The sequence below is a fragment of the Paenibacillus selenitireducens genome (assembly GCF_002021565.1).
GTDB lineage: Bacteria > Bacillota > Bacilli > Paenibacillales > Paenibacillaceae > Paenibacillus_K > Paenibacillus_K selenitireducens.
This window is the reverse complement of sequence record NZ_MSZX01000007.1, coordinates 313,657-333,860: the sequence shown is the minus strand read 5'-3', so window position 1 is coordinate 333,860 and position 20,204 is coordinate 313,657. Positions and strand designations below refer to the sequence as shown.

21 protein-coding genes and 1 tRNA gene are annotated in these 20,204 nt (G+C 46.2%); 20 read left to right on the top strand and 2 right to left on the bottom strand.

Annotated features, from left to right (window positions below; translation table 11 throughout):
• The first annotated feature begins 40 nt into the window (after positions 1–40).
• The 19 genes from hisA (at position 41) to BVG16_RS19145 (ending at position 18,004) form a co-directional block, all read left to right on the top strand.
• A complete protein-coding gene (gene hisA / locus BVG16_RS19235; protein ID WP_078500632.1) occupies positions 41–805 on the top strand; it encodes a 1-(5-phosphoribosyl)-5-[(5-phosphoribosylamino)methylideneamino]imidazole-4-carboxamide isomerase in 765 nt (254 codons plus the stop codon).
• A gap of 1 nt (position 806) precedes the next feature.
• A complete protein-coding gene (gene hisF / locus BVG16_RS19230) occupies positions 807–1,565 on the top strand; it encodes an imidazole glycerol phosphate synthase subunit HisF (RefSeq protein ID WP_078500630.1) in 759 nt (252 codons plus the stop codon).
• Complete coding sequence (gene hisIE / locus BVG16_RS19225) at positions 1,562–2,242, top strand: bifunctional phosphoribosyl-AMP cyclohydrolase/phosphoribosyl-ATP diphosphatase HisIE (RefSeq protein ID WP_078500629.1); 681 nt, start codon at positions 1,562–1,564, stop codon at positions 2,240–2,242. Before hisF ends, hisIE begins: the two co-directional genes overlap by 4 nt.
• A gap of 17 nt (positions 2,243–2,259) precedes the next feature.
• Positions 2,260–3,084, top strand: coding sequence for a histidinol-phosphatase HisJ (hisJ, locus tag BVG16_RS19220; RefSeq protein WP_078500627.1), 825 nt, complete (start codon positions 2,260–2,262; stop codon positions 3,082–3,084).
• A gap of 106 nt (positions 3,085–3,190) precedes the next feature.
• Complete coding sequence (locus BVG16_RS19215) at positions 3,191–4,141, top strand: ribose-phosphate diphosphokinase (protein ID WP_078500625.1); 951 nt, start codon at positions 3,191–3,193, stop codon at positions 4,139–4,141.
• Positions 4,142–4,255: 114 nt separating this feature from the next.
• Positions 4,256–6,019, top strand: coding sequence for a tetratricopeptide repeat protein (locus tag BVG16_RS19210; protein ID WP_078500623.1), 1,764 nt, complete (start codon positions 4,256–4,258; stop codon positions 6,017–6,019).
• A 37-nt stretch (positions 6,020–6,056) separates the two neighbouring features.
• On the top strand, positions 6,057–6,998 hold the full coding sequence (gene trxB / locus BVG16_RS19205) for a thioredoxin-disulfide reductase (protein ID WP_078500622.1): 942 nt from the start codon (positions 6,057–6,059) through the stop codon (positions 6,996–6,998).
• Between the two features lie 278 nt (positions 6,999–7,276).
• Positions 7,277–7,648 carry a cytochrome c oxidase subunit II gene (locus BVG16_RS19200; RefSeq protein ID WP_078500620.1) on the top strand — a complete coding sequence of 124 codons (372 nt, stop codon included), beginning with the start codon at positions 7,277–7,279 and terminating at the stop codon, positions 7,646–7,648.
• Between the two features lie 186 nt (positions 7,649–7,834).
• Positions 7,835–8,782, top strand: a complete 948-nt coding sequence (locus tag BVG16_RS19195; RefSeq protein ID WP_078500618.1) for an ROK family glucokinase — start codon at positions 7,835–7,837, stop codon at positions 8,780–8,782.
• A 58-nt stretch (positions 8,783–8,840) separates the two neighbouring features.
• Positions 8,841–9,725, top strand: coding sequence for an RNase adapter RapZ (gene rapZ, locus BVG16_RS19190; protein ID WP_078500616.1), 885 nt, complete (start codon positions 8,841–8,843; stop codon positions 9,723–9,725).
• Between the two features lie 27 nt (positions 9,726–9,752).
• A complete protein-coding gene (locus tag BVG16_RS19185; protein ID WP_078500614.1) occupies positions 9,753–10,739 on the top strand; it encodes a gluconeogenesis factor YvcK family protein in 987 nt (328 codons plus the stop codon).
• A 5-nt stretch (positions 10,740–10,744) separates the two neighbouring features.
• Positions 10,745–11,677: a DNA-binding protein WhiA gene (gene whiA, locus BVG16_RS19180; protein ID WP_078500613.1), complete on the top strand. Its 933-nt coding sequence runs from the start codon at positions 10,745–10,747 to the stop codon at positions 11,675–11,677.
• Positions 11,678–11,781: 104 nt separating this feature from the next.
• The gene (locus BVG16_RS19175; RefSeq protein WP_018759086.1) at positions 11,782–12,051 is read left to right on the top strand and encodes an HPr family phosphocarrier protein; all 270 of its coding nucleotides are present in this window, start codon (positions 11,782–11,784) and stop codon (positions 12,049–12,051) included.
• 161 nt (positions 12,052–12,212) lie between these two features.
• Positions 12,213–12,992, top strand: a complete 780-nt coding sequence (locus tag BVG16_RS19170) for an SIMPL domain-containing protein (protein WP_078500611.1) — start codon at positions 12,213–12,215, stop codon at positions 12,990–12,992.
• A gap of 174 nt (positions 12,993–13,166) precedes the next feature.
• Positions 13,167–14,141, top strand: coding sequence for an ABC transporter ATP-binding protein (locus tag BVG16_RS19165; RefSeq protein ID WP_078500609.1), 975 nt, complete (start codon positions 13,167–13,169; stop codon positions 14,139–14,141).
• Positions 14,138–14,989 carry an ABC transporter permease gene (locus tag BVG16_RS19160; RefSeq protein ID WP_078500607.1) on the top strand — a complete coding sequence of 284 codons (852 nt, stop codon included), beginning with the start codon at positions 14,138–14,140 and terminating at the stop codon, positions 14,987–14,989. Before BVG16_RS19165 ends, BVG16_RS19160 begins: the two co-directional genes overlap by 4 nt.
• Positions 14,986–15,789: an ABC transporter permease gene (locus BVG16_RS19155; RefSeq protein WP_078500605.1), complete on the top strand. Its 804-nt coding sequence runs from the start codon at positions 14,986–14,988 to the stop codon at positions 15,787–15,789. Before BVG16_RS19160 ends, BVG16_RS19155 begins: the two co-directional genes overlap by 4 nt.
• A 52-nt stretch (positions 15,790–15,841) precedes the next feature.
• Complete coding sequence (locus tag BVG16_RS19150; RefSeq protein ID WP_078500603.1) at positions 15,842–16,897, top strand: ABC transporter substrate-binding protein; 1,056 nt, start codon at positions 15,842–15,844, stop codon at positions 16,895–16,897.
• Between the two features lie 33 nt (positions 16,898–16,930).
• A complete protein-coding gene (locus BVG16_RS19145; RefSeq protein ID WP_078500601.1) occupies positions 16,931–18,004 on the top strand; it encodes a PdaC/SigV domain-containing protein in 1,074 nt (357 codons plus the stop codon).
• A gap of 66 nt (positions 18,005–18,070) precedes the next feature.
• Here the strand turns inward: BVG16_RS19145 and clpP are convergent, their stop codons facing one another.
• Both clpP and BVG16_RS19135 read right to left on the bottom strand, forming a co-directional pair.
• Positions 18,071–18,652 (bottom strand): ATP-dependent Clp endopeptidase proteolytic subunit ClpP, encoded by a 582-nt coding sequence (gene clpP / locus BVG16_RS19140; protein WP_078500599.1) that lies wholly within the window; start codon positions 18,650–18,652, stop codon positions 18,071–18,073.
• 142 nt (positions 18,653–18,794) lie between these two features.
• Positions 18,795–18,869 (bottom strand) — tRNA-Arg (locus BVG16_RS19135).
• A gap of 226 nt (positions 18,870–19,095) precedes the next feature.
• On the opposite strand from BVG16_RS19135, the gene BVG16_RS19130 reads away from it, so the two are divergent.
• Positions 19,096–20,145: a sugar-binding transcriptional regulator gene (locus BVG16_RS19130; RefSeq protein ID WP_078500597.1), complete on the top strand. Its 1,050-nt coding sequence runs from the start codon at positions 19,096–19,098 to the stop codon at positions 20,143–20,145.
• The last annotated feature ends 59 nt before the right edge of the window (positions 20,146–20,204 follow it).

Sequence of the window (20,204 nt, the reverse complement as noted above, 5' to 3'; positions counted from 1 at the left end):
TTCATCCGAATTTATATTTCATTGTGAAGGAGATTTCTCTATGTCATCGTTTATTATATATCCCGCCATCGATATCCGCGGCGGCAAATGCGTACGCCTCGTTCAAGGCGATTATAATCAAGAGACCGTCTACAATGAAAACCCGGTCGAAGTTGCAAAAGAGTGGGAAGCAAAAGGCGCAAGCTGGATTCATCTCGTCGACTTGGACGGCGCGAAAGCCGGACATCCTGTGAACGACGAGCTAGTGGGTAGAATTGCCCGCAGCGTGAATGTACCTGTACAAATCGGCGGCGGTATTCGGACGATTGCTGATGTGGAACGTTACATGGAACTTGGGGTTTCCCGCGTCATCTTGGGAACGGCAGCCATTGAAGATCGTGCCTTCGTTGAAGAGGTGCTTGCAAGTTACGGGGAGAAGGTTGCCATCGGCATTGATGCCCGCGACGGTCTAGTAGCGACGCGCGGCTGGTTAGAGACTTCGTCCGTGAAGGCCGAAGACCTTGCTGTCGAGCTAGCAGCCAAGGGAGCAAAGACATTCATCTTCACGGATATTTCTCGTGACGGCATGATGGGCGGCCCGAATACGGAGGCGATCGCCAACCTAGCCCGCATTTCCGGTCAGACGGTAATTGCTTCGGGCGGCGTAAGCCAAATGAGTGACTTAACTAAATTGGCTGAACATACACAAGAAGGTGTCGGCGGTGCCATTGTTGGCAAAGCGTTGTATATTGGCAACATCGATTTGGCTCAAGCCGTTCAAGAGATCCATGCTGTGAATGCTGCTGCCAGCCAAGGGGGCAAGTAACATGTTAGCGAAACGCATTATTCCTTGTCTTGACGTCAAGGATGGCCGTGTGGTGAAAGGCGTTAACTTCGTGAATCTCCGTGATGCAGGCGATCCGGTGGAGCTCGCGGCACTCTATGATCGCGAGGGCGCAGATGAACTCGTCTTCTTAGATATCTCGGCTTCTGTCGAAGGCCGGGCAACCATGATTGAAGTCGTACGTCAGACGGCGGGTGAAATCGCGATTCCATTTACGGTTGGCGGTGGCATTTCGCATATCGATGATATGAAACGCTTGTTGCGAGCGGGGGCAGACAAGATCGGAATAAACACAGCAGCCGTTCGTAATCCGCAGCTGATCTCGGATGGTGCACGCAAGTTTGGCTCCCAGTGTATTGTGGTCGCAGTTGATGCGAAGTTCAATGACGCCTGGGGCGAGTGGGAAGTCTATACCCATGGCGGACGGACGCCAAGCGGTATACGTGCGCTTGAATGGGTGCGCGAAGCGGAGCGGCTCGGTGCGGGCGAGATTCTGCTTACAAGCATGGATGCAGACGGCACCAAGGACGGTTTTGATATTCGATTGACTCGTGCCGTATCGGAATCGATTGGCATCCCGGTCATCGCATCGGGCGGTGCAGGGAAGAAAGAGCATTTCTATGATGTGTTTACGGAAGGAAAGGCCGATGCAGGGCTTGCAGCGACCATTTTCCATTATAAAGAAATGACGATTCAAGAAGTAAAAGATGATCTATTGCATAAAGGAGTGGAAATTCGATGACATTAGAACAACTTTCCGCACAATTGAAATGGGACGCGGCCGGCTTAATACCCGCTGTCGTACAAGACTATAGCAGCAAGGAAGTGCTGATGCTTGCCTACATGAATCGGGAATCGCTCCAACTATCAGTGGAGTCGGGTGAGACGTGGTTCTGGAGCCGCTCTCGTCAGGAGTTATGGCATAAGGGAGCCACTTCCGGACATACGCAGCACATCGTGTCGATGCAGTATGATTGCGACGGCGATACATTGCTTGTTCGCGTAGATCAACAAGGGCCAGCTTGCCACACGGGTAAGTATAGCTGCTTCTTCAATGACATCCCTACTTCGGAGCAAGCGGGTGCGAGTCGCGAAGCAAGCGGATCCGATCGATTCGCAGTCCTATCCAAGCTGGATGCGACGATTGCTGAGCGATATGCGGAGCGCCCTGAGGGCGCGTATACAACCTATTTATTCGAGAAAGGCCTCGATAAAATATTGAAGAAGATCGGAGAAGAATCCGCTGAAGTGCTCATCGCCGCGAAGAATAACGACCGTGAGGAATTGCGTGCTGAAGCCGGAGACCTGATCTACCACCTCATGGTGTTATTACGTCAACAGAATATGCCGATCGATGAAGTGCTCCAAGTACTGGAGAATCGTCATTATACATCCGATATTAAGAATAAAACCAAATAAAGAGAGGCCGATAACTTATGCGGATCGATTACCATACCCACCATGCCCGTTGCGGACATGCCGTTGGAGAACTCGAAGAGTATGTGCTTCGTGGAATAGAAATCGGGCTGCAGCAGATCGGCCTTTCCGATCATATGCCGCTCCTTCACGTGGATCCTGCCACGTATTATCCCGAAATGGCCATGCCGATGGAAGAACTGCCGCGTTATGTGGAAGAATGCTTCCAATTGAAAGAAAAATATCAGTCTCAGATCGACGTACGCGTTGGGATGGAGGCGGATTATATTGAAGGTTATGAAGATGCAATTGAACGAATCATTCAAGCATACCCTTGGGACTATGTTATTGGTTCGGTGCATTTTCTAGGGGAATGGGATGTCACCGACTTCCGTCAGACCCATCAATGGGAAGGCAAGGATCGACTTGCCGTCTATCAGCAATACTACGATGCCGTTGAGCAAGCCGTCCGAACAGGTTTCTACGATTATATCGGACATATCGATGTCATCAAGCGGTTTGGATTCCCTCCCCCTGCGGAGCAAGCTGCTGAGGTAAGAGCTTTGGAATGGTCTGCCCTGAATACGGTCAAAGCGCATGATTTAGCGATTGAATTGAATGCTTCGGGACTTCGCATGCCTTGCGAGGAGATGTTTCCTAGCCGTGATATGCTCGAAATTTGCTATAAGTTGGGGATCCCGCTGACGATTGGTTCGGATGCACATCAACCAGAACGTCTAGGTCAATACCTCGATCAAGCTCGAGCACTCCTGCATGAAATTGGATATACGCAGTTAGCTACGTTTCAAGCGAGAAGACGGATGCTCGTCCCGTTTCAAATTTGAAACAATCCATGTATAATAAATCATATTAGCCCAATTCATAGTCTATTCGACAATATTCATAGGCATCATGACGGTTTCTATTTTTTATTAAATTCAGGAGGGTATCATGTCAAGCGACAAGTTACGTGTTTTTTCCGGATCTTCCAATCCGAAGCTAGCTGAGAAAATCTGCGCAGATTTAGGTGTTGAGTTGGGGAATGTGAAATTATCTCGATTCAAAAGCGGCGAAATTTATGTTCACTATGAAGAGTCGATTCGAAACTGCGATGTATTTCTCGTGCAATCCTTCTCGCATCCTATCAATGATCATTTCGTAGAGCTGCTGGTCATGATCGATGCGGCCAAACGAGCTTCTGCACGCACCGTCAATATTATTATGCCTTACTATGGGTATGCAAGACAGGAGCGTAAGGCAGCTCCACGTGAGCCCATCTCAGCGAAAATGGTTGCGGACGTGCTAACCACCGTTGGCGCGAACCGAGTGATCACAATTGATCTGCATGCACCGGCCATTCAAGGCTTCTTCAACATTCCGGTGGACCATTTAACCGCACTCGATCTCATCAGTGAATATCTTCGTTCTCAACAAATCGAGAACCCTATTATCGTATCCCCAGATGCTGGACGCGCGTCTACCGCAGAGAAGCTTGCCAATCAATTGGACTCTCCCTTTGCCATCATGATTAAGAAACGCCCAAGTCACAATGAATCGGTCATTACACATGTTATTGGCGATGTCAAAGGACGCACCCCGATTATCATTGAGGATTTGATTGATACAGGAACGACGATCGTGAATGTTGTCGAAGGATTGAAGGAACGCGGCGCGAAAGATGTCTACGTATGCGCAACGCATCCATTATTCTCTGGACCGGCATTGCAGCGATTGGATCATCCGAACATTCGTGAAGTTGTTGTGACGGACTCCATTCTGATTCCTGATAATCACCCCGAGCGGTTCAGAGTCATTTCTGTGGCGCCTATGCTCGCTGAAGCTACGCGTATTATTACGAATGGCGGATCGATTAGCACGTTATTTAAAGATGCTGGCATTTAACCCTCTTTTACAAGATTATGCACATTCTGGAAAACGGTTTAGGTAATCGCCTCAATTTATGGTATACTTAATTGCAAATAAGCTTGGTTTGAAAGCCATAGGGGGTGCCTTGTAATGAAAGAAAAAAAGCTGCAGCCGGAGACTCAGCGTAAGAAAATAATACCGATCCACTTGGATGCTACTTTTTTCTTTGAGCGCGCCGTTCGTTCGTTGGATCGCTGCCATTATGACAAGGCATTGAAATATTTTCGCAAAGCCGTGGAATATGAGCCGGAAAATCCTGTGAACCACTGCAATATGGCAGGTATTTTGTCGGAAATGGGCAAATATGAGGAATCCAATGAGATTCTGCGTACCGTAATCGATTCCATTGAGCCTGCCCTGTCGGAATGTTATTTCTATATGGCCAATAACTATGCGAACATGGACCAATTCGAAGAAGCGGAAGAGTCATTGCTTCGCTATCTCGAAGAGGATAAGAGCGGTCAATACATGAGTGAAGCGGAAGAAATGATGGATCTTCTTCAGTATGAGTTAGATCGCCCGACGCGTCTTACCTCCTTCAAATCCCGTGACGGGATGGCGGAGCATGATCAAGCGCGCGCCATGCTGGAAGAAGGCCGTTTTGGTGAAGCTGTCAAAGTGCTGGAACAAATTGTGGACGATCAACCTGAGTTTTTTGCAGCGCGTAACAATTTGGGCTTGGCCTATTATTATATGGGATTATTCGATAAAGCGATGGAGACCATTGTAGATGTGTTGGATCGGGATCCGGGCAATTTACACGCATTGTGTAACTTGGCAATCTTCTATCAGCACGCCGGAAATCTAAATGATCTCTTGCCGCTTGTCGTGGCATTGAAGAAGACGTACCCGTTCCATCAAGAACATGTCTTTAAATTAGCGACAACGATGGGAATATTGGGACAACATGAAGCGGCGTATACGCATTTTCGCCGACTGCTCAAAGACGAAGAGGTTAATTTCGACCCTTCCTTATATCATTATACAGCCGTGGCGGCATGCCATATTGGCCGGTTGGACGAAGCGGAGCGGCTGTGGCTTCATGCCCAGCGGTTAGATCCGAATTCGGAGATCCCGCAATTCTATCTCTCTCAATTGCAAGAATATCGGCATGTCGGGGTGGATACAAGCCCTGAAGGCGTCGAGAAGCCGATGTGGAGCTATCATTACCATCTGCCGTTTGAAGAGCAGTTCCGCCTGTGGGAGAAGACATCCGGAGGTCTTCCGGATCATCTCAAGCGCGATCCGCTTGTCCGGTCTTCTTTCTTCTGGGCATTGCGCCACGGGGATCAGCAGACTAAGCTTCAGGTGATTCAAGCCTTAGGCTTGATTGCCGATTATGAAGTGCAAGAAGCGCTTTGCGCTTTTCTGTTGGAGCCGGAGGAAGATGATTATTTGAAGCAAGTCGCCATCTTTGTATTGCGTTCGATGGGTTATGATCAACCGCTCCATGTGATTCTCGATGGAATTAGAACGACGATTGAGGGGAACGATTTATCTGCAAGGCTTCCTGCATGGGACGATCAATGGCAGCATGTGTTGGAGCTCGCGCTGCGCACGATGAATAAGCGATACGATATGCTGCAGCAGTATGATCTGCAGACCCTTTGGGTGGAGTTTCTGACACGCGTCTATCCAGACGTTCCCAAAATTCATAAAATTGAAGGATGGGCTGCGGCGCTGGAATATTTAACGGCCAAAATGCATCGCAGAGCGATCTCTTACCATGAAGTTGCACAACGATACAACACGTCGATCACCACGGTCAGCAAGTTTGTGAAGTGGATGGACGAAGTATGCGGGATCAAGAAGAAGATGGATGCGATATTCCCTTCGTATACGAAGGAATTTTGATGGAGTACTTGCGATCTTAGTTGAGGAGGTAACGTGGATGTACAAAACAATTGTAATCGGAACAGGGCCTGCTGGACTAACGGCAGCCATTTACTTAGCACGTGCGAATTTGAATCCTTTGGTGATTGAAGGTCCAGAGCCAGGCGGACAGCTTACAACAACGACGGACGTCGAGAACTTCCCTGGTTTCCCAGAAGGTATCTTAGGTCCGGAGCTCATGGATAACATGCGCAAGCAAGCAGAACGGTTTGGCGCGGAATTTAAGACTGGCTGGGTGAACAGCGTTGATTTCTCCAAGCGTCCATTTACGTTAAGTGTGGAAGGGTTGGGCGAATTACAAGCGGAGACGGTCATTATTTCAACAGGGGCTTCGGCAAAATACCTTGGTATCCCTGGGGAAAAAGAAAACTTGGGCCGCGGTGTCAGCGCATGTGCGACATGTGATGGATTCTTCTTCCGTAATAAGAAGATTATCGTCGTGGGCGGTGGAGACTCTGCCATGGAAGAAGCCAATTTCTTGACGCGGTTCGGAGATGTCACGTTGGTTCACCGTCGTGAAGAACTTCGTGCATCGAAGATTATGCAGGATCGCGCTCGCGAGAATAGTAAAATTACATGGAACTTGAACCGTGCACCTATCGAAGTCGTTGCTGGCGACAATGGGGTGAAAGGGTTAAAAGTGTTAAATAATGAGACGAACCAAGAAGAAATTATCGAAACGGATGGTCTGTTCGTTGCCATCGGACATACGCCGAACACGAAATTCTTGGATGGTCAAGTAGAAACCGACGAGCAAGGCTACATTATTGTGAAGCCAGGCTCGATGGAGACGAATGTTCCAGGCGTATTCGCATGCGGCGATGTGCAGGATACGAAATATCGTCAAGCGATCTCTGCAGCCGGAACAGGTTGTATGGCTGCGTTAGACGCGGAGAAGTTCTTGGAAGGGAATGCAACACACGATTGGAGCGGTAATTAATTCCATTTCAAGATGGCCGATTTGATACAAGCCGGCGGGCTAAGCCCGTTGGCTTTTTCTTTTTTCAATAGCATATTACGGGTCAACCTCACCTCATTCAGACAGATTTCCAAATATGAACGTTTTGCTAACATCGTAGGAATTGCTAGGCTTTTGCTCTTATTTTCGCCGTCTAGCTAATGAATGCTTGCAATGTTGGTGATACAATGATTGCAATATGATGTTCATTGTGATGATGATCATTGAAATGTAAAACATATGGTGGAGGTCTCTTAGAAATGAAGAAATCATTACTAGGTATTGTGCTTGGATTGATGGTAGTCGCAGCTTTATCTGCATGCGGAAGCAGCAGTAAATCAAGTGAGCCGGCGGTTCCGCCGACAGGGGTAACCGAGGAAGTGACGATTAACGCAACGAACTTTGCTTTTTCGGAAACGGAAGTGAAAGTGAAGAAAGGCGATACGATCAAGTTAACATTCAATTCTGAAGAAGGTATGCACGGGTTAATGATCAAGGACTTCGATGTGAACATGACAGAATCCGGCACAACTGAATTCGTAGCAGACAAAGTAGGTACTTTCGAATTCAATTGTTCGATTATGTGCGGCGGCGGTCACGGGGACATGGTTGGTAAAATTATCGTAGAATAGCAGGCTGCTAGAGATGCGAGAAGGGCTGTTTTTCGTTGAGAATACTCACGAAGAACAGCTTTTTATATGAACATGAGTAAGTGTTTCAAGAGCAGCCGGGTGTGCCCTGTTATCTTGACCGATATGCAGGCATAGCTTATAGTTGGTACTGAAACACAATTAACTTAGATAAAGGTGGATATCGCAATGTCTGAAACAATCTATGTTGGTGTGGACCTGGGCGGAACAGCAATTAAAGTCGGAATCTGCGATGAACAGGGCCAATTACTGAATACGTACGAAGGGCCAACAGAAACCGAAAAGGGAACGGAAACGATTATCGATAATATCGTGAAGTACGTTCATCTTATTGTGGAACAGTCGACATACACGTGGGAGCAAGTAGGTGGCGTAGGTGCTGGTCTCGCAGGGTTCATGGATCTTAAAGAGGGTATTATTTTGCATTCACCTAACTTACCGTTTCGGAATGTTCCGATTCGTGCCATTTTGTCGGAGCGTTTAGGGAAGCCGGTGCGCGTAGATAATGATGCGAACGTTGCAGCTTTGGGCGAAGCATGGAGCGGCGCAGGCCAAGGCGTCGCGAACTGCGTTTGCTATACGCTTGGTACAGGCGTTGGCGGCGGGATTATTATCGACGGCAAAATCTATCAAGGGTTCTCTGGCGTAGCTGGTGAGCTTGGACATATGGCAGTCATTCCAGATTTAGAAGCTATTCAATGCGGATGCGGTAAAATGGGATGCCTGGAGACGGTTTCTTCAGCAACAGGGATCATTCGTATGGCGAAAGATGCTGTTCAACGTGGAGATCGCACATCGTTATCTACATTGGAGCATATGATGGCTAAAGATGTATTTGATGCGGCCAAAGCAGGTGACGAAGTAGCAGCGCGGATCGTGAACCGTGCAGCCTTCTACCTTGGGAAAGCAATGTCAGCCGTTGCTATGGTTCTGAATCCAGAACGTTTTATTATCGGTGGCGGCGTATCCAAGGCAGGAGATATTCTATTTGACGAAATTCGTAATGTATTCTACAAGCTAACACCAGATTCCTTGCAAAAAGGGATTGAAATCGTTCCAGCAACATTAGGCAATGATGCGGGTATGATTGGAGCAGCAGGTTTGTTCAGATCCTAGAAGTCGTAGATCTCTTGCAGCATAGTAACGTTCTTAAATACGAGGGGGAAGAGCCGTGATGGATACTTCATCGATGGCAAAGCTGGTTATTATTACAGGGATGTCGGGTGCCGGTAAGACGATTGCAGTTCAGAGCTTGGAGGATCTCGGGTTTTTCTGTGTCGATAATTTGCCTCCAGTGTTAATTCCGAAATTTGCTGAGTTGATCGAGCAATCGAACGGTAAAATCGGTAAAGTTGCGCTAGTTATTGACCTACGCGGCCGAGAGTTTTTCACTGCGTTATCGGAATCGTTAAGTTATATCAAAGATCATTTTACCTTAAATACAGAGATTGTCTTCTTAGATGCGACAGATGCGGTACTTGTCCAACGGTATAAGGAAAGCCGCAGACGTCATCCGCTTGCCCCTGAAGGCATGCCGCTGGAAGGGATTCAATCAGAACGCAAGCTCCTGGAAGATTTGAAGGGCTGGGCTTCGCAAGTTATTGATACAAGCAATATGAAGCCGGCACAATTGAAAGATCGGATTATTTCGCGTTTTACGCACCTCGAAGGCAGTTCATTGTCGGTGCATATTACTTCATTCGGCTTCAAGTATGGGATTCCTATTGATGCCGACTTAATCTATGATGTTCGTTTCTTGCCGAATCCGCATTATGTGGAGGCATTACGTCCGCATACGGGGCAAGACCCCGAAGTCTATGATTATGTGATGAAGTGGCCGGAAACACAGACGTTTCTAACGAAACTCGTTGATATGTTACAATTTCTCATTCCGCAATATCGAAAAGAAGGCAAGAGCCACGTCGTTATTGGTATCGGTTGTACAGGCGGTAAGCATCGCTCTGTGGCGATTGCGGAGTATTTGGGTCGCATCATTGGAGCAAGCGAGACAGAGACAGTACGTGTAACGCATCGCGATGCAGAGAAAGACCGTCATTAAACCTAGAAAATTTGGCGAGGTGTTGAGATGAGCCTTGAATTTGAAGCTGTGCAGCGTCCGCGGATTGTCGTCATGGGCGGAGGTACCGGATTATCCGTGATGCTGCGCGGGCTAAAGGAAAAACCTTTAGACATTACGGCCATCGTGACGGTCGCCGATGACGGCGGAAGTTCAGGCATTCTTCGGAGTGAACTGCACATGCCGCCACCAGGTGATATCCGTAACGTGTTGGGAGCGCTTGCCGATGTGGAGCCTCTGTTGTCAGAAATGCTGCAATATCGTTTTAGCACAGGGGCAGGGTTAGCCGGACATAGTTTGGGCAATTTAATATTAGCGGCCATGACGGATATCTCCGGTGATTTTGTGACGGGGATTCGTGAATTAAGCCGTGTTCTTGCTGTTCGCGGGCGCGTATTGCCAGCTGCGAATCAAGCGGTCATACTGCATGCCGAGATGGAAGACGGAACGATTGTTACAGGGGAATCCACGATTCCGACAACGGGCAAGCGGATTAAACGGGTGTTTTTGGAGCCGGATCAGGTTGAACCCTTGCAAGAAGCCGTAAAGGCCTTACAAGAGGCGGATGCGATTCTTATCGGACCGGGGAGCCTCTATACAAGCATTATTCCGAATTTGCTCGTGCCGAAGCTGGCACAGGCGGTTGTGGACTCGAATGCGGTCAAAATCTTTGTATGTAATGTCATGACACAACCAGGTGAGACGGATAATTATACGGTGAGCGATCATTTGGATGCGGTATATGAACATATCGGGCATCATATCTTCGATTATGTGATTGTGAACAACGGTGAAATTCCGCCGCAAGTTCAGGATAAGTATGCCGAGAAGGGTGCCCAAGCCGTGCATCTGGACCTGGAGGCCGTTACGAACCGGGGTTATAAAGTGATCGCTGACCGCCTCGTGTTATTCCGCACCTATTTGCGTCATGATGCAGATAAGTTAAGCCATCATATTTACCAGCTCGTGAAAAATTGGATGATACGAAAGAGGTGAGTCGCTTGTCTTTTGCGGCACAGACCAAGAAAGAATTAACCCAGATTGAATCGGAGACGTGCTGCGAGCGAGCGGAGTTATCGGCTTTATTGCGAATGAACGGTTCAGTACAGCTGTCCGCCAATCGCAAAGTCATTCTAGATATATCAACAGAGAATGCAGCTATCGCTAGACGGATTTATTCCCTGATCAAAAAATACTATGACGTGCATACCGAACTCCTTGTGCGGAAAAAGATGCGTCTCAAGAAGAATAATGTGTATATCGTGCGGATTCCCGCCCAAGTACAAGAAATTCTAAATGACCTCAAGATCGTATCGGAAGGTTTTATATTTACCGATCGTATTGATCCGATTATTATTGCGAAGAATTGTTGTAAGCGAGCCTACCTGCGTGGCGCTTTTATGGCAGGAGGTTCCGTGAACAACCCGGAAGGCTCTTCCTACCACTTGGAGATTGCCTCCATGTATGAAGAGCACTGTCAGGCTTTAGTTGACTTGGCCAATGGATTTGGGCTGAATGCTCGTTGCATCGAGCGGAAGAAAGGCTTTATTTTCTATATCAAAGAGGGCGAGAAGATCATTGAGCTGCTGAACATCATTGGCGCGCACCAAGCCTTATTTAAGTTCGAAGATGTGCGCATCATGCGCGACATGCGGAACTCCGTGAATCGGATCGTGAACTGTGAAACAGCAAATCTTAATAAAACGATCGGCGCGGCGGTTCGTCAGATCGACAACATTAAATTATTACAGAAGGAAATTGGACTGGAAAGTCTGCCAGATAAATTAAGAGAAGTTGCTGAGGTGCGTCTTGCACATCCTGATATTAATCTGAAGGAAGTTGGCGAGCTTCTCAAAGGGTCTGTAAGCAAATCAGGTGTGAATCACAGATTGCGCAAGATTGACGAGATGGCGGAAAAAATTAGGAATGCGTAAAACTTTTTTTCCTAGTGATCTTCATGTTATAATGGTATAATGTTGTAAAAGAATTTTTAAAAAGGATAATCGCCAGATCGAATATGTAATAGGGGGTATTTTCCATGACAAAGCACCCGGTAGTTGTGCGGTTAAAAACGGGTCTCCATGCTAGACCAGCAGCATTATTCGTTCAAGAAGCGAATAAGTACTCGTCTGAGATTTTCGTGGAGAAAGATGAGAAGAAAGTTAATGCGAAGAGCATCATGGGAATTATGAGCTTGGCGATCAGCTCGGGAACTGAAATATACATTAGTGCAGAAGGTTCTGACGCTGAGCAAGCGATTTCTGCGCTGGTTCAATTGGTAAGTAAGGAAGAACTTGAAAATCAATAATGGTAATTGTTACATACAAAGGCTCCTGGATGCAGGGGCTTTTTGTTTTATCTAAATCATAAATAATGCGAAGAGATCCTGGAAATATTGAAACATTTAACAACTATTTACGTCTGAAAGGTAGAATCACAGGTTGAACATTTGAAAGGGAGGCGTTTTTAATGAAAATGGTACAGAGAAAAGGCACAACAATGAAGAAATGGGGTCTGCTTGCAATGTCAGCAGCGCTACTATTAACTATCGCCTGGGGAGGTCCAGCGAAAAGCGCCTATGCGGCAGAGTCGAACTTATCTGCTCAGGGTCAAGCGGCGATCCACACCATTAGCGTAACGGGCAAAGGTGAAATGACCATCACGCCGGATGTGGCTTATGTCACGTTGGGAATTGAGACCAAGGCTGCAACGGCCAAAGAAGCGCAGCGAGCCAATGCAGCGAAATTTGCTAAATTGAAGCAGGCGCTCACGAAATTTAATATCGCTTCGGCAGATGTGAAGACCGTGAACTTCTACGTTAATCCAGAGTACAATTATAACGATAAATCAGGACCGAAGGTGACAGGGTATTCGGCAACGCATATGGTTCAAGTGACGTATCGCGATCTCGATAACTTAGGAAATCTTATTGATGCCGCTTCAGAAGCTGGTGTGAACCAAGTGAGTGGCATTCGGTTCGACACGGAGAACCCTGAAGCTTACGAAACCAAGGTACTTGAGAAAGCAATGAGCAATGCGGAGAACAAAGCGAAAGCGATTGCTACTGCAGCGAAACAACAGATTGTAACAGTTATCAATGTCGTAGAATCCAATGCAGATGTGATCCCTGTATATGCAAATCAACTATTTGCTACAGCTTCGGAAGCGAAGGATAGTGCGGCTACAACCATTGAAACCGGACAAATTTCCATTAAAGCCAATGTTACGGTAATGTACGAGATAAAATAAGGAATTTGTATGTATTTATTAGCGAAATAACGAGAAAATAGTTGTATCATCGGACAAAACACGGTATAGTTGAAATGCTTTAAATAAAAAGAGACACCGTCGATGAAAGCCATACCAATGGATATGGCTTTCTTTTTCTTGAACTATATAAGGATAAGTTAGGGGTTGATACCGATGATACAACTCGTGAACATAGAAAAGCAATTTGCTGGACAACCCGTCGTTCACCCGTTATCACTAACGATTGAAGAAGGAGAATTCCTTACGTTGCTAGGCCCAAGCGGTTGCGGGAAGACAACCATTCTACGCATGATTGCAGGATTCGAGCAGCCAACAGTAGGTGAAATTTTTCTCGATGGTAAGAACGTGACGGAATTACCTCCGAATAAACGCGATTTGAATTTGGTGTTCCAACACTATGCTTTATTTCCACATATGACAGTAGAGCAGAACATCCAGTTCGGATTGAAAATGAAGAAGATTCCTGCCGCAGAGCAGAAGGAACGGATTGCTGAAGCTATTCGGTTGACGCAGCTTACGCCTTTAGCGAAGCGTTATCCACATCAACTATCTGGCGGACAACAGCAGCGTGTGGCGATCGCCCGTGCCATCGCGAATAAACCGCGGGTTCTTTTGTTGGATGAGCCATTAGGTGCATTAGATTTGCAGCTTCGCAAAAACTTGCAGGCGGAGTTGAAGCAATTGCAGCGCAGCTTGGGAATTACGTTTGTCTATGTTACGCATGATCAAGAGGAAGCAATGATGATGAGCGATCGTATTGTTATCATGAATACGGGCAAAATTGAACAGATTGGTACGCCTAAAGAGATCTATAATCGACCACAGACGTTATTTGCGGCTACGTTTATCGGAGAGAATAACGTATTCAATGAAGAAGATGGACGCATGTTCGCTGTTCGCCCTGAGAAATTAATTCCTGTTAGCGATAACAGTCGGGGATCCAAGCGGACGGGTGTCATTCAGGATATCGTATATCTTGGGAATGTCCATAAGCTTGTGGTGCATTTGGATCATGAACAGACATCGGTTTCGATCTGTCTAGACTTTACGGACGAAGATACCTGGCAGATTGGCCAGCAGATCGGTATCGACTGGAGTGACGCCTCCGAGGTGAACATCGGGCCATGAGAAAATCAAAATGGTTGGTGTCCCCTGTCGTATTATGGCTAAGCATCTTCCTTATTCTCCCGATGGCGATCGTGGTCGTCATCTCATTCCTGCAGCGGGATGAATTCGGAAATTTGATCTATCAGTTTACCCTAGATAATTACGCACGATTCTTCGATTCATTGTATATGGGCGTGTATTGGGATACCTTAGTACTGTCGATATCGACGACCGTATTATGTTTATTAATCAGCTACCCTTTAGCCTACTACATAGCTAATGCGGGTGCGACGAGACAAAAGATATGGCTGCTGCTTATTACCGTGCCATTCTGGATAAATTTTCTCATTCGGACCTACGCGTGGGTCCTATTACTACGTTCACAGGGTGTCGTGAACTCTGTACTTATGAATATCGGCATTATTGATGAGCCCTTGAAGATGCTATATACCAAAGGGGCCGTACTGCTCGGGATGGTCTATACCTTCATTCCATTTATGGTATTGCCGATTTATGTTGCGCTTGAGCAGATGGATAAGAAGCTGCTTGAAGCAGCGAGCGATTTGGGTGCGACGCGTTGGAATGCATTCCGCTTAATTACGCTGCCACAGACGAAGTCAGGGATCATGACAGGTTCGGTACTTGTATTTGTGTCCACGGCGGGGATGTATGTTGTGACCGATATTCTGGGCGGTGCGAAATCAGCCATGCTTAGTAATATTATTCAGACGCAGTTCCTCGGCGCGCGTGATTGGCCGTTCGGCTCCGCGTTGTCCGTCATTTTCGCGATTACATCTCTGGTAATGATTTTCCTATTCAACATGGCATTACGTTCGCGTCATGAACGGGCAAAGGAGGGACGTGCATGAAGCAGAAGACCAATCCGCTTCTGTCAATCCATTCATATATAGTGATTGCGTTTATTTACTTGCCGGTGCTGATGATTCTGATTTTCTCATTCAATACATCACGGATCAGCAGTAAATGGGAAGGGTTTACGTTCAAATGGTATGGATCTTTATTTTCCAATCGGTATGTGATGGATGCGTTGATGAACAGTTTAACGATTGCGATCACGTCGACGATCATTGCCACGGTATTAGGGACTATTGCTGCGATAGCGCTTCGTAATGCCTTGAAGAAGAGCAAGACGGTGCTCGGGATGCTCTATTTGCCTATCGTCGTTCCAGATATTATTATGGGTTTATCCTTGCTGCTCTTGTTCAGCCAATTTCATTTTCCGCTGGGGAAATGGACGATTATCATCGCGCATGTCACGTTCAGCATTTCCTACGTATATGTTATTGTGGCATCGCGGATTTCCGGTATGGGTAAGCAGTTGGAGGAAGCGGCACAAGACTTAGGTGCTTCCCCTTGGCAGACGTTCCGACATATTACCTTACCAGCCATATGGCCTGGGGTTCTAGCTGGAGCTATCATGGCATTCACATTGTCGATTGATGACTTCATGATCAGCTTCTTCGTATCGGGTCCGAACTCGACGACCTTGCCGATCTATATTTACGGGCTCGTAAAACGCGGAATTTCCCCGGAAATTAACGCATTATGTACCATTATGATTTTTGTTAGCGTTGGATTGATTTTACTTGCGCAATGGCTGCAGAATAAAGGGAATCGTGGCAAGAAAGCTTCGACATTACCTTTTTAAAAACAACCAAGAATTTGTATATGAAAAGATGTTCAAGAGAGGGGTAATAAGATTGAAAAAAATGAAATGGTTCGCCAGCACAATGCTGGCCAGTTCGATGATTATCGGCCTTATGGCGACAGCAGGATGTTCTCCAAAGAAGGACACGTTGAATTTGTATAGTTGGGCAGATAATTTTGACGAACAAGTGATTAAAGACTTCGAGAAGCAATTTGACGTGAATATTAATTATGACGTATTCGCGAATAACGAAGACTTGTTGGCGAAGTTAAAAGCCGGCGGATCGAACTATGACGTCATTCAGCCTTCCGATTATATGGTTGCAACGATGATTAAGCAAGACTTGCTGGAGCCGTTAAATAAGGAGAACATTCCGAACTGGAGTAATATCTCGGATCGTTTCAAGAATCAGCCTTATGACCCGGATAACAAATATTCCGTTGTATATACGACAGGCGTCACAGGGATCGCTTATAATAAGAAGTATGTGAAGGGCGACATCAACAGCTGGGCGGATCTATGGAAGCCGGAATACAAAGATAAAGTGCTATTGCTCGATGATGCGCGTGAAGTCATTGGTATGAGCTTGAAGAAGAATGGATTTTCGAACAGCACGACGAACGAAGATGAAATTAAAAAAGCTGTCGATGATATCAAACAGCTGCTGCCAAGCGTTCTCGCGTTCGATACGGATAATATCAAGCAAAAGATGATCGCGGAAGAAGGATATATTGGTACGGTGTGGTCTGGTGATGCGGCTTATATTGCTGCACAGAATCCGGATGTAGCTTATGTTGTACCCAAAGAAGGCGGAACGATCTGGTCCGATAACTACGCGATTCCTAAAGGCACAAAACATAAGGAATTGGCTGAAAAATTCATTAATTATATGTTGGATCCGCAAGTTAGCGCGAAGAACTATGAGTCCATTGGTTACAGTGACCCGAATGATAAAGCCAAAGAATTTCATAGTCAGGAATATTTAGCGAATACTATGATTAATTTAAGTGATGATGAAATAGCACGTACGGAATGGTTAATGGATGTAGGTAAAACCTTGCAAGTATATGACCGTTACTGGACTGAGATTAAGAGCGGTCGCGAATAAGGACTTTGGTTAGCAAGAAAAGGAGGCGTTCCCTTGAAAAACTGGTTAAGATTACTTGCACTATTGGTCGGCTGCTTCACAGTATTGCCTCATACATCTTATGCGGCAACGATAGCAACACAACAACAGGATACGAAGCTTGCTTCATCCATCCAACTCACGCTAGATGGCAAACCTTTAATCAGCAAAGGAATTGTGAAAGACGGGAGTACCTTGGTGCCACTCCACTTGTTATCAAAAGATTTAAATCTCGAAATGGATCACAATCCGGCACTTAAGACCGTTACGATTCATCCAGGCGATAAAAAAATCGTATTGAAACTGGAAGAAGAGTTTGTTGCTGCGAACGTAAATGGTCATGATTTATGGGATAGCTATGAGCGAGTGAATATGAATGGGAATAATTACGTGGCATTACGTTTCATCACCGATAACCTGGGCTATCGTGCGGCATGGAATGGAAAGACCAAAACCGTGGATTTGACGAAGATTCAGGAGAATGATGTGACCTGGTTGAATCAAAAGATCGATGAGAGCACCAAGGACGCGACAATCACGGTGCAGTATCCGCAGCTTAGCGGATTGAAGGATGCTGGAATTCAAGAGCAAATCAACTCGTTATTCGAGAAAGAAGCGAAGTCCTATGTGGCCAATGCCAAAGAAGCATCTAAAGGGGCTTACAATGATGTAGGATTCCAATATGAATATACATCGAACTATGATATCAAATACAATACGAATCATGTCATTAGCGTCATATTATGGAGCAATGAATATACGGGCGGCGCACATGGGATGCCTGGACAATGGTCGTATACAATCAATCTGGAGACAGGCAAAGTGTACAAACTAGACGATCTCTTAGCGTCGAATCCGAACTACAAAGAAATGATTAATGCGAAGATTAAGCAGGAGATTAAACCTTTGTTAATGCCGGATGTTGAGTTTAACGGGATTAGGGAGGAACCGTCCTTCTATGTGAAGGATGACGGTGTTGTCGTCTACTTCGGCGTCTATGAGTATACGCCATATGCGGTAGGCTTCCCAGAGTTCTATATGCCGTTCAGCACGTTGTTGCCTGATCTTCATGACAAATTACCATTTTAATCAGAATGTAAAAAACCCTCTTGCGATAAGCAAGGGGGTTTTTGTATGCAGTGACGCATAAGAAAATTAGAGTTTCTCGATGACTTTGTCAATCAGACCATATTCAGCCGCTTCATACGCGCTCATGAAATAGTCACGATCGGTATCTTGCTCGACCTTGGAAAGCGGCTGACCGCTGCGCTCGGATAAGATACGGTTCAAATGATCGCGCATCTTAATAATCCGTTTCGCACGAATCTCGATATCGCTCGCTTGACCTTCTGCGCCGCCAAGCGGTTGGTGAATCATGACTTCACTGTTCGGCAAGGCAAGACGTTTGCCTTTCGCACCAGCGGTAAGCAAGAAGGCACCCATTGACGCCGCCATACCTACACAAATCGTTGAAACATCAGGTTTAATGAATTGCATCGTATCATAAATCGCCATGCCTGCTGTAATGGAGCCGCCAGGGCTGTTAATGTATAGCGATATGTCTTTATCCGGATCTTCAGCTGCAAGGAACAGCAATTGTGCAATGATCGAATTGGCAACCACATCGTTCACTTGCGTACCCAGGAAAATAATACGATCCTTTAACAATCTTGAATAAATGTCATACGAACGTTCGCCGCGGTTTGTTTGTTCCACGACCATTGGAATGTAACCCACAGAAAATCCTCCTCTACTCAAATCATTTCGAAGTGATATCTTCCTCACAACACAAATAATACTCCAATTAAATTCAAAAGTCAAAGATAGTCAAACCAAGAAAATAAAAAAATCAGCCTTCGCTGATTAGGAGTAAGTATGATGGCGCGCCCGCTAGGAATCGAACCTAGATCTCAGGCTCCGGAGGCCTACGTCATATCCATTGGACCACGGGCGCAAAAGTGATAGCAAAGAGAATTATATGTGAAATATCGAGAAAAAGCAAGTCTTATTATTGAAACGATCTATTTGACGTAGGCAAATGCATAACTTTCAGAAAACATGACAATTCTACAATGTGGGGCTCTTGCAAACCGCTATAGAAAGGGTTAAAATAGGGGTGGGACTAAAAAGGTTTACGTGGGACGTTTTCGGGCCAACCAAGTTGCAGGAGTGGAGAAGAAATGCGGAAAATATTAGAGATACAAAAGCAACTTCTGCCTGATCTCATGGAAATATTAAAAAAGAGATATAACATCCTTCATCAGATTAAGCTATCTGAGTTAGTCGGTCGCAGAACGTTAGCAACTTCCTTAGGAATGACAGAGCGAGTTTTGCGAGCTGAGACGGATTTGTTTAAAGAACAGGGACTCATTGAGAGCGAGAGCGCGGGCATGCGGCTAAGTTCAGCTGGAGAGAAGCTAGTAGAGGACTTAGAATCGATTGTCAAAGAGCTGTTCGGTCTCACGAATATGGAGGAACGCATCCGGGAGCATTTTGGTCTGCAGCAAGTGCTGATCGTTCCTGGGGATTCCGATGTTTCGCCGATGACGAAGCGAGATTTAGGCTTAGCAGCCTGTAAAGTGCTTCGCAAAGTGATGGGTAAAGATGATGTAGTCGCTGTAACAGGCGGTTCTACACTAGCTCAGATGGCAGAACAGATGACATCCATGTCGCCGATGAAGACCAATTGGTTCGTACCGGCGCGCGGAGGATTAGGTGAGAGCTTGGAATATCAAGCGAACACGATTGCTTCGATGATGGCTAAACGTGTAGGAGCGCAATATCGATTACTGCATGTCCCAGATTTACTGAGCGATGAAGCTTATCAGTCTTTAATGCAAGAACCGAACATCCATGAGATTGTTGAGTTCATTCGTAGAGCGCGGATTGTCGTTCATGGAATAGGTGACGCATTTGCGATGGCGAAGCGAAGACGGGTGGATCAACAAACGGTTGATTCCCTTCGACAAGACGGAGCATTAGCAGAGGCATTTGGGTATTATTTTGACCGAAATGGGAATGTTGTACACAAGATGCTCTCACTCGGCTTACGCCTCGAAGAAATCCAACAGATGCAAGTGGTTATTGCTATTGCTGGTGGGGCTAGTAAAGGAGAGGCCGTTCACTCGGTATTGAAATTCGGTCGAGAAACCGTCTTGATTATCGATGAAGGTGCCGCGAATGTGATCGTGAAGATTCTGGATGCAGAAGAACAAACAGAAGTACATTAATTATCGTTGTCTTGACGAGCCATTAGGTGAGTCTTGCGTATATAAAAACAATATCTAGG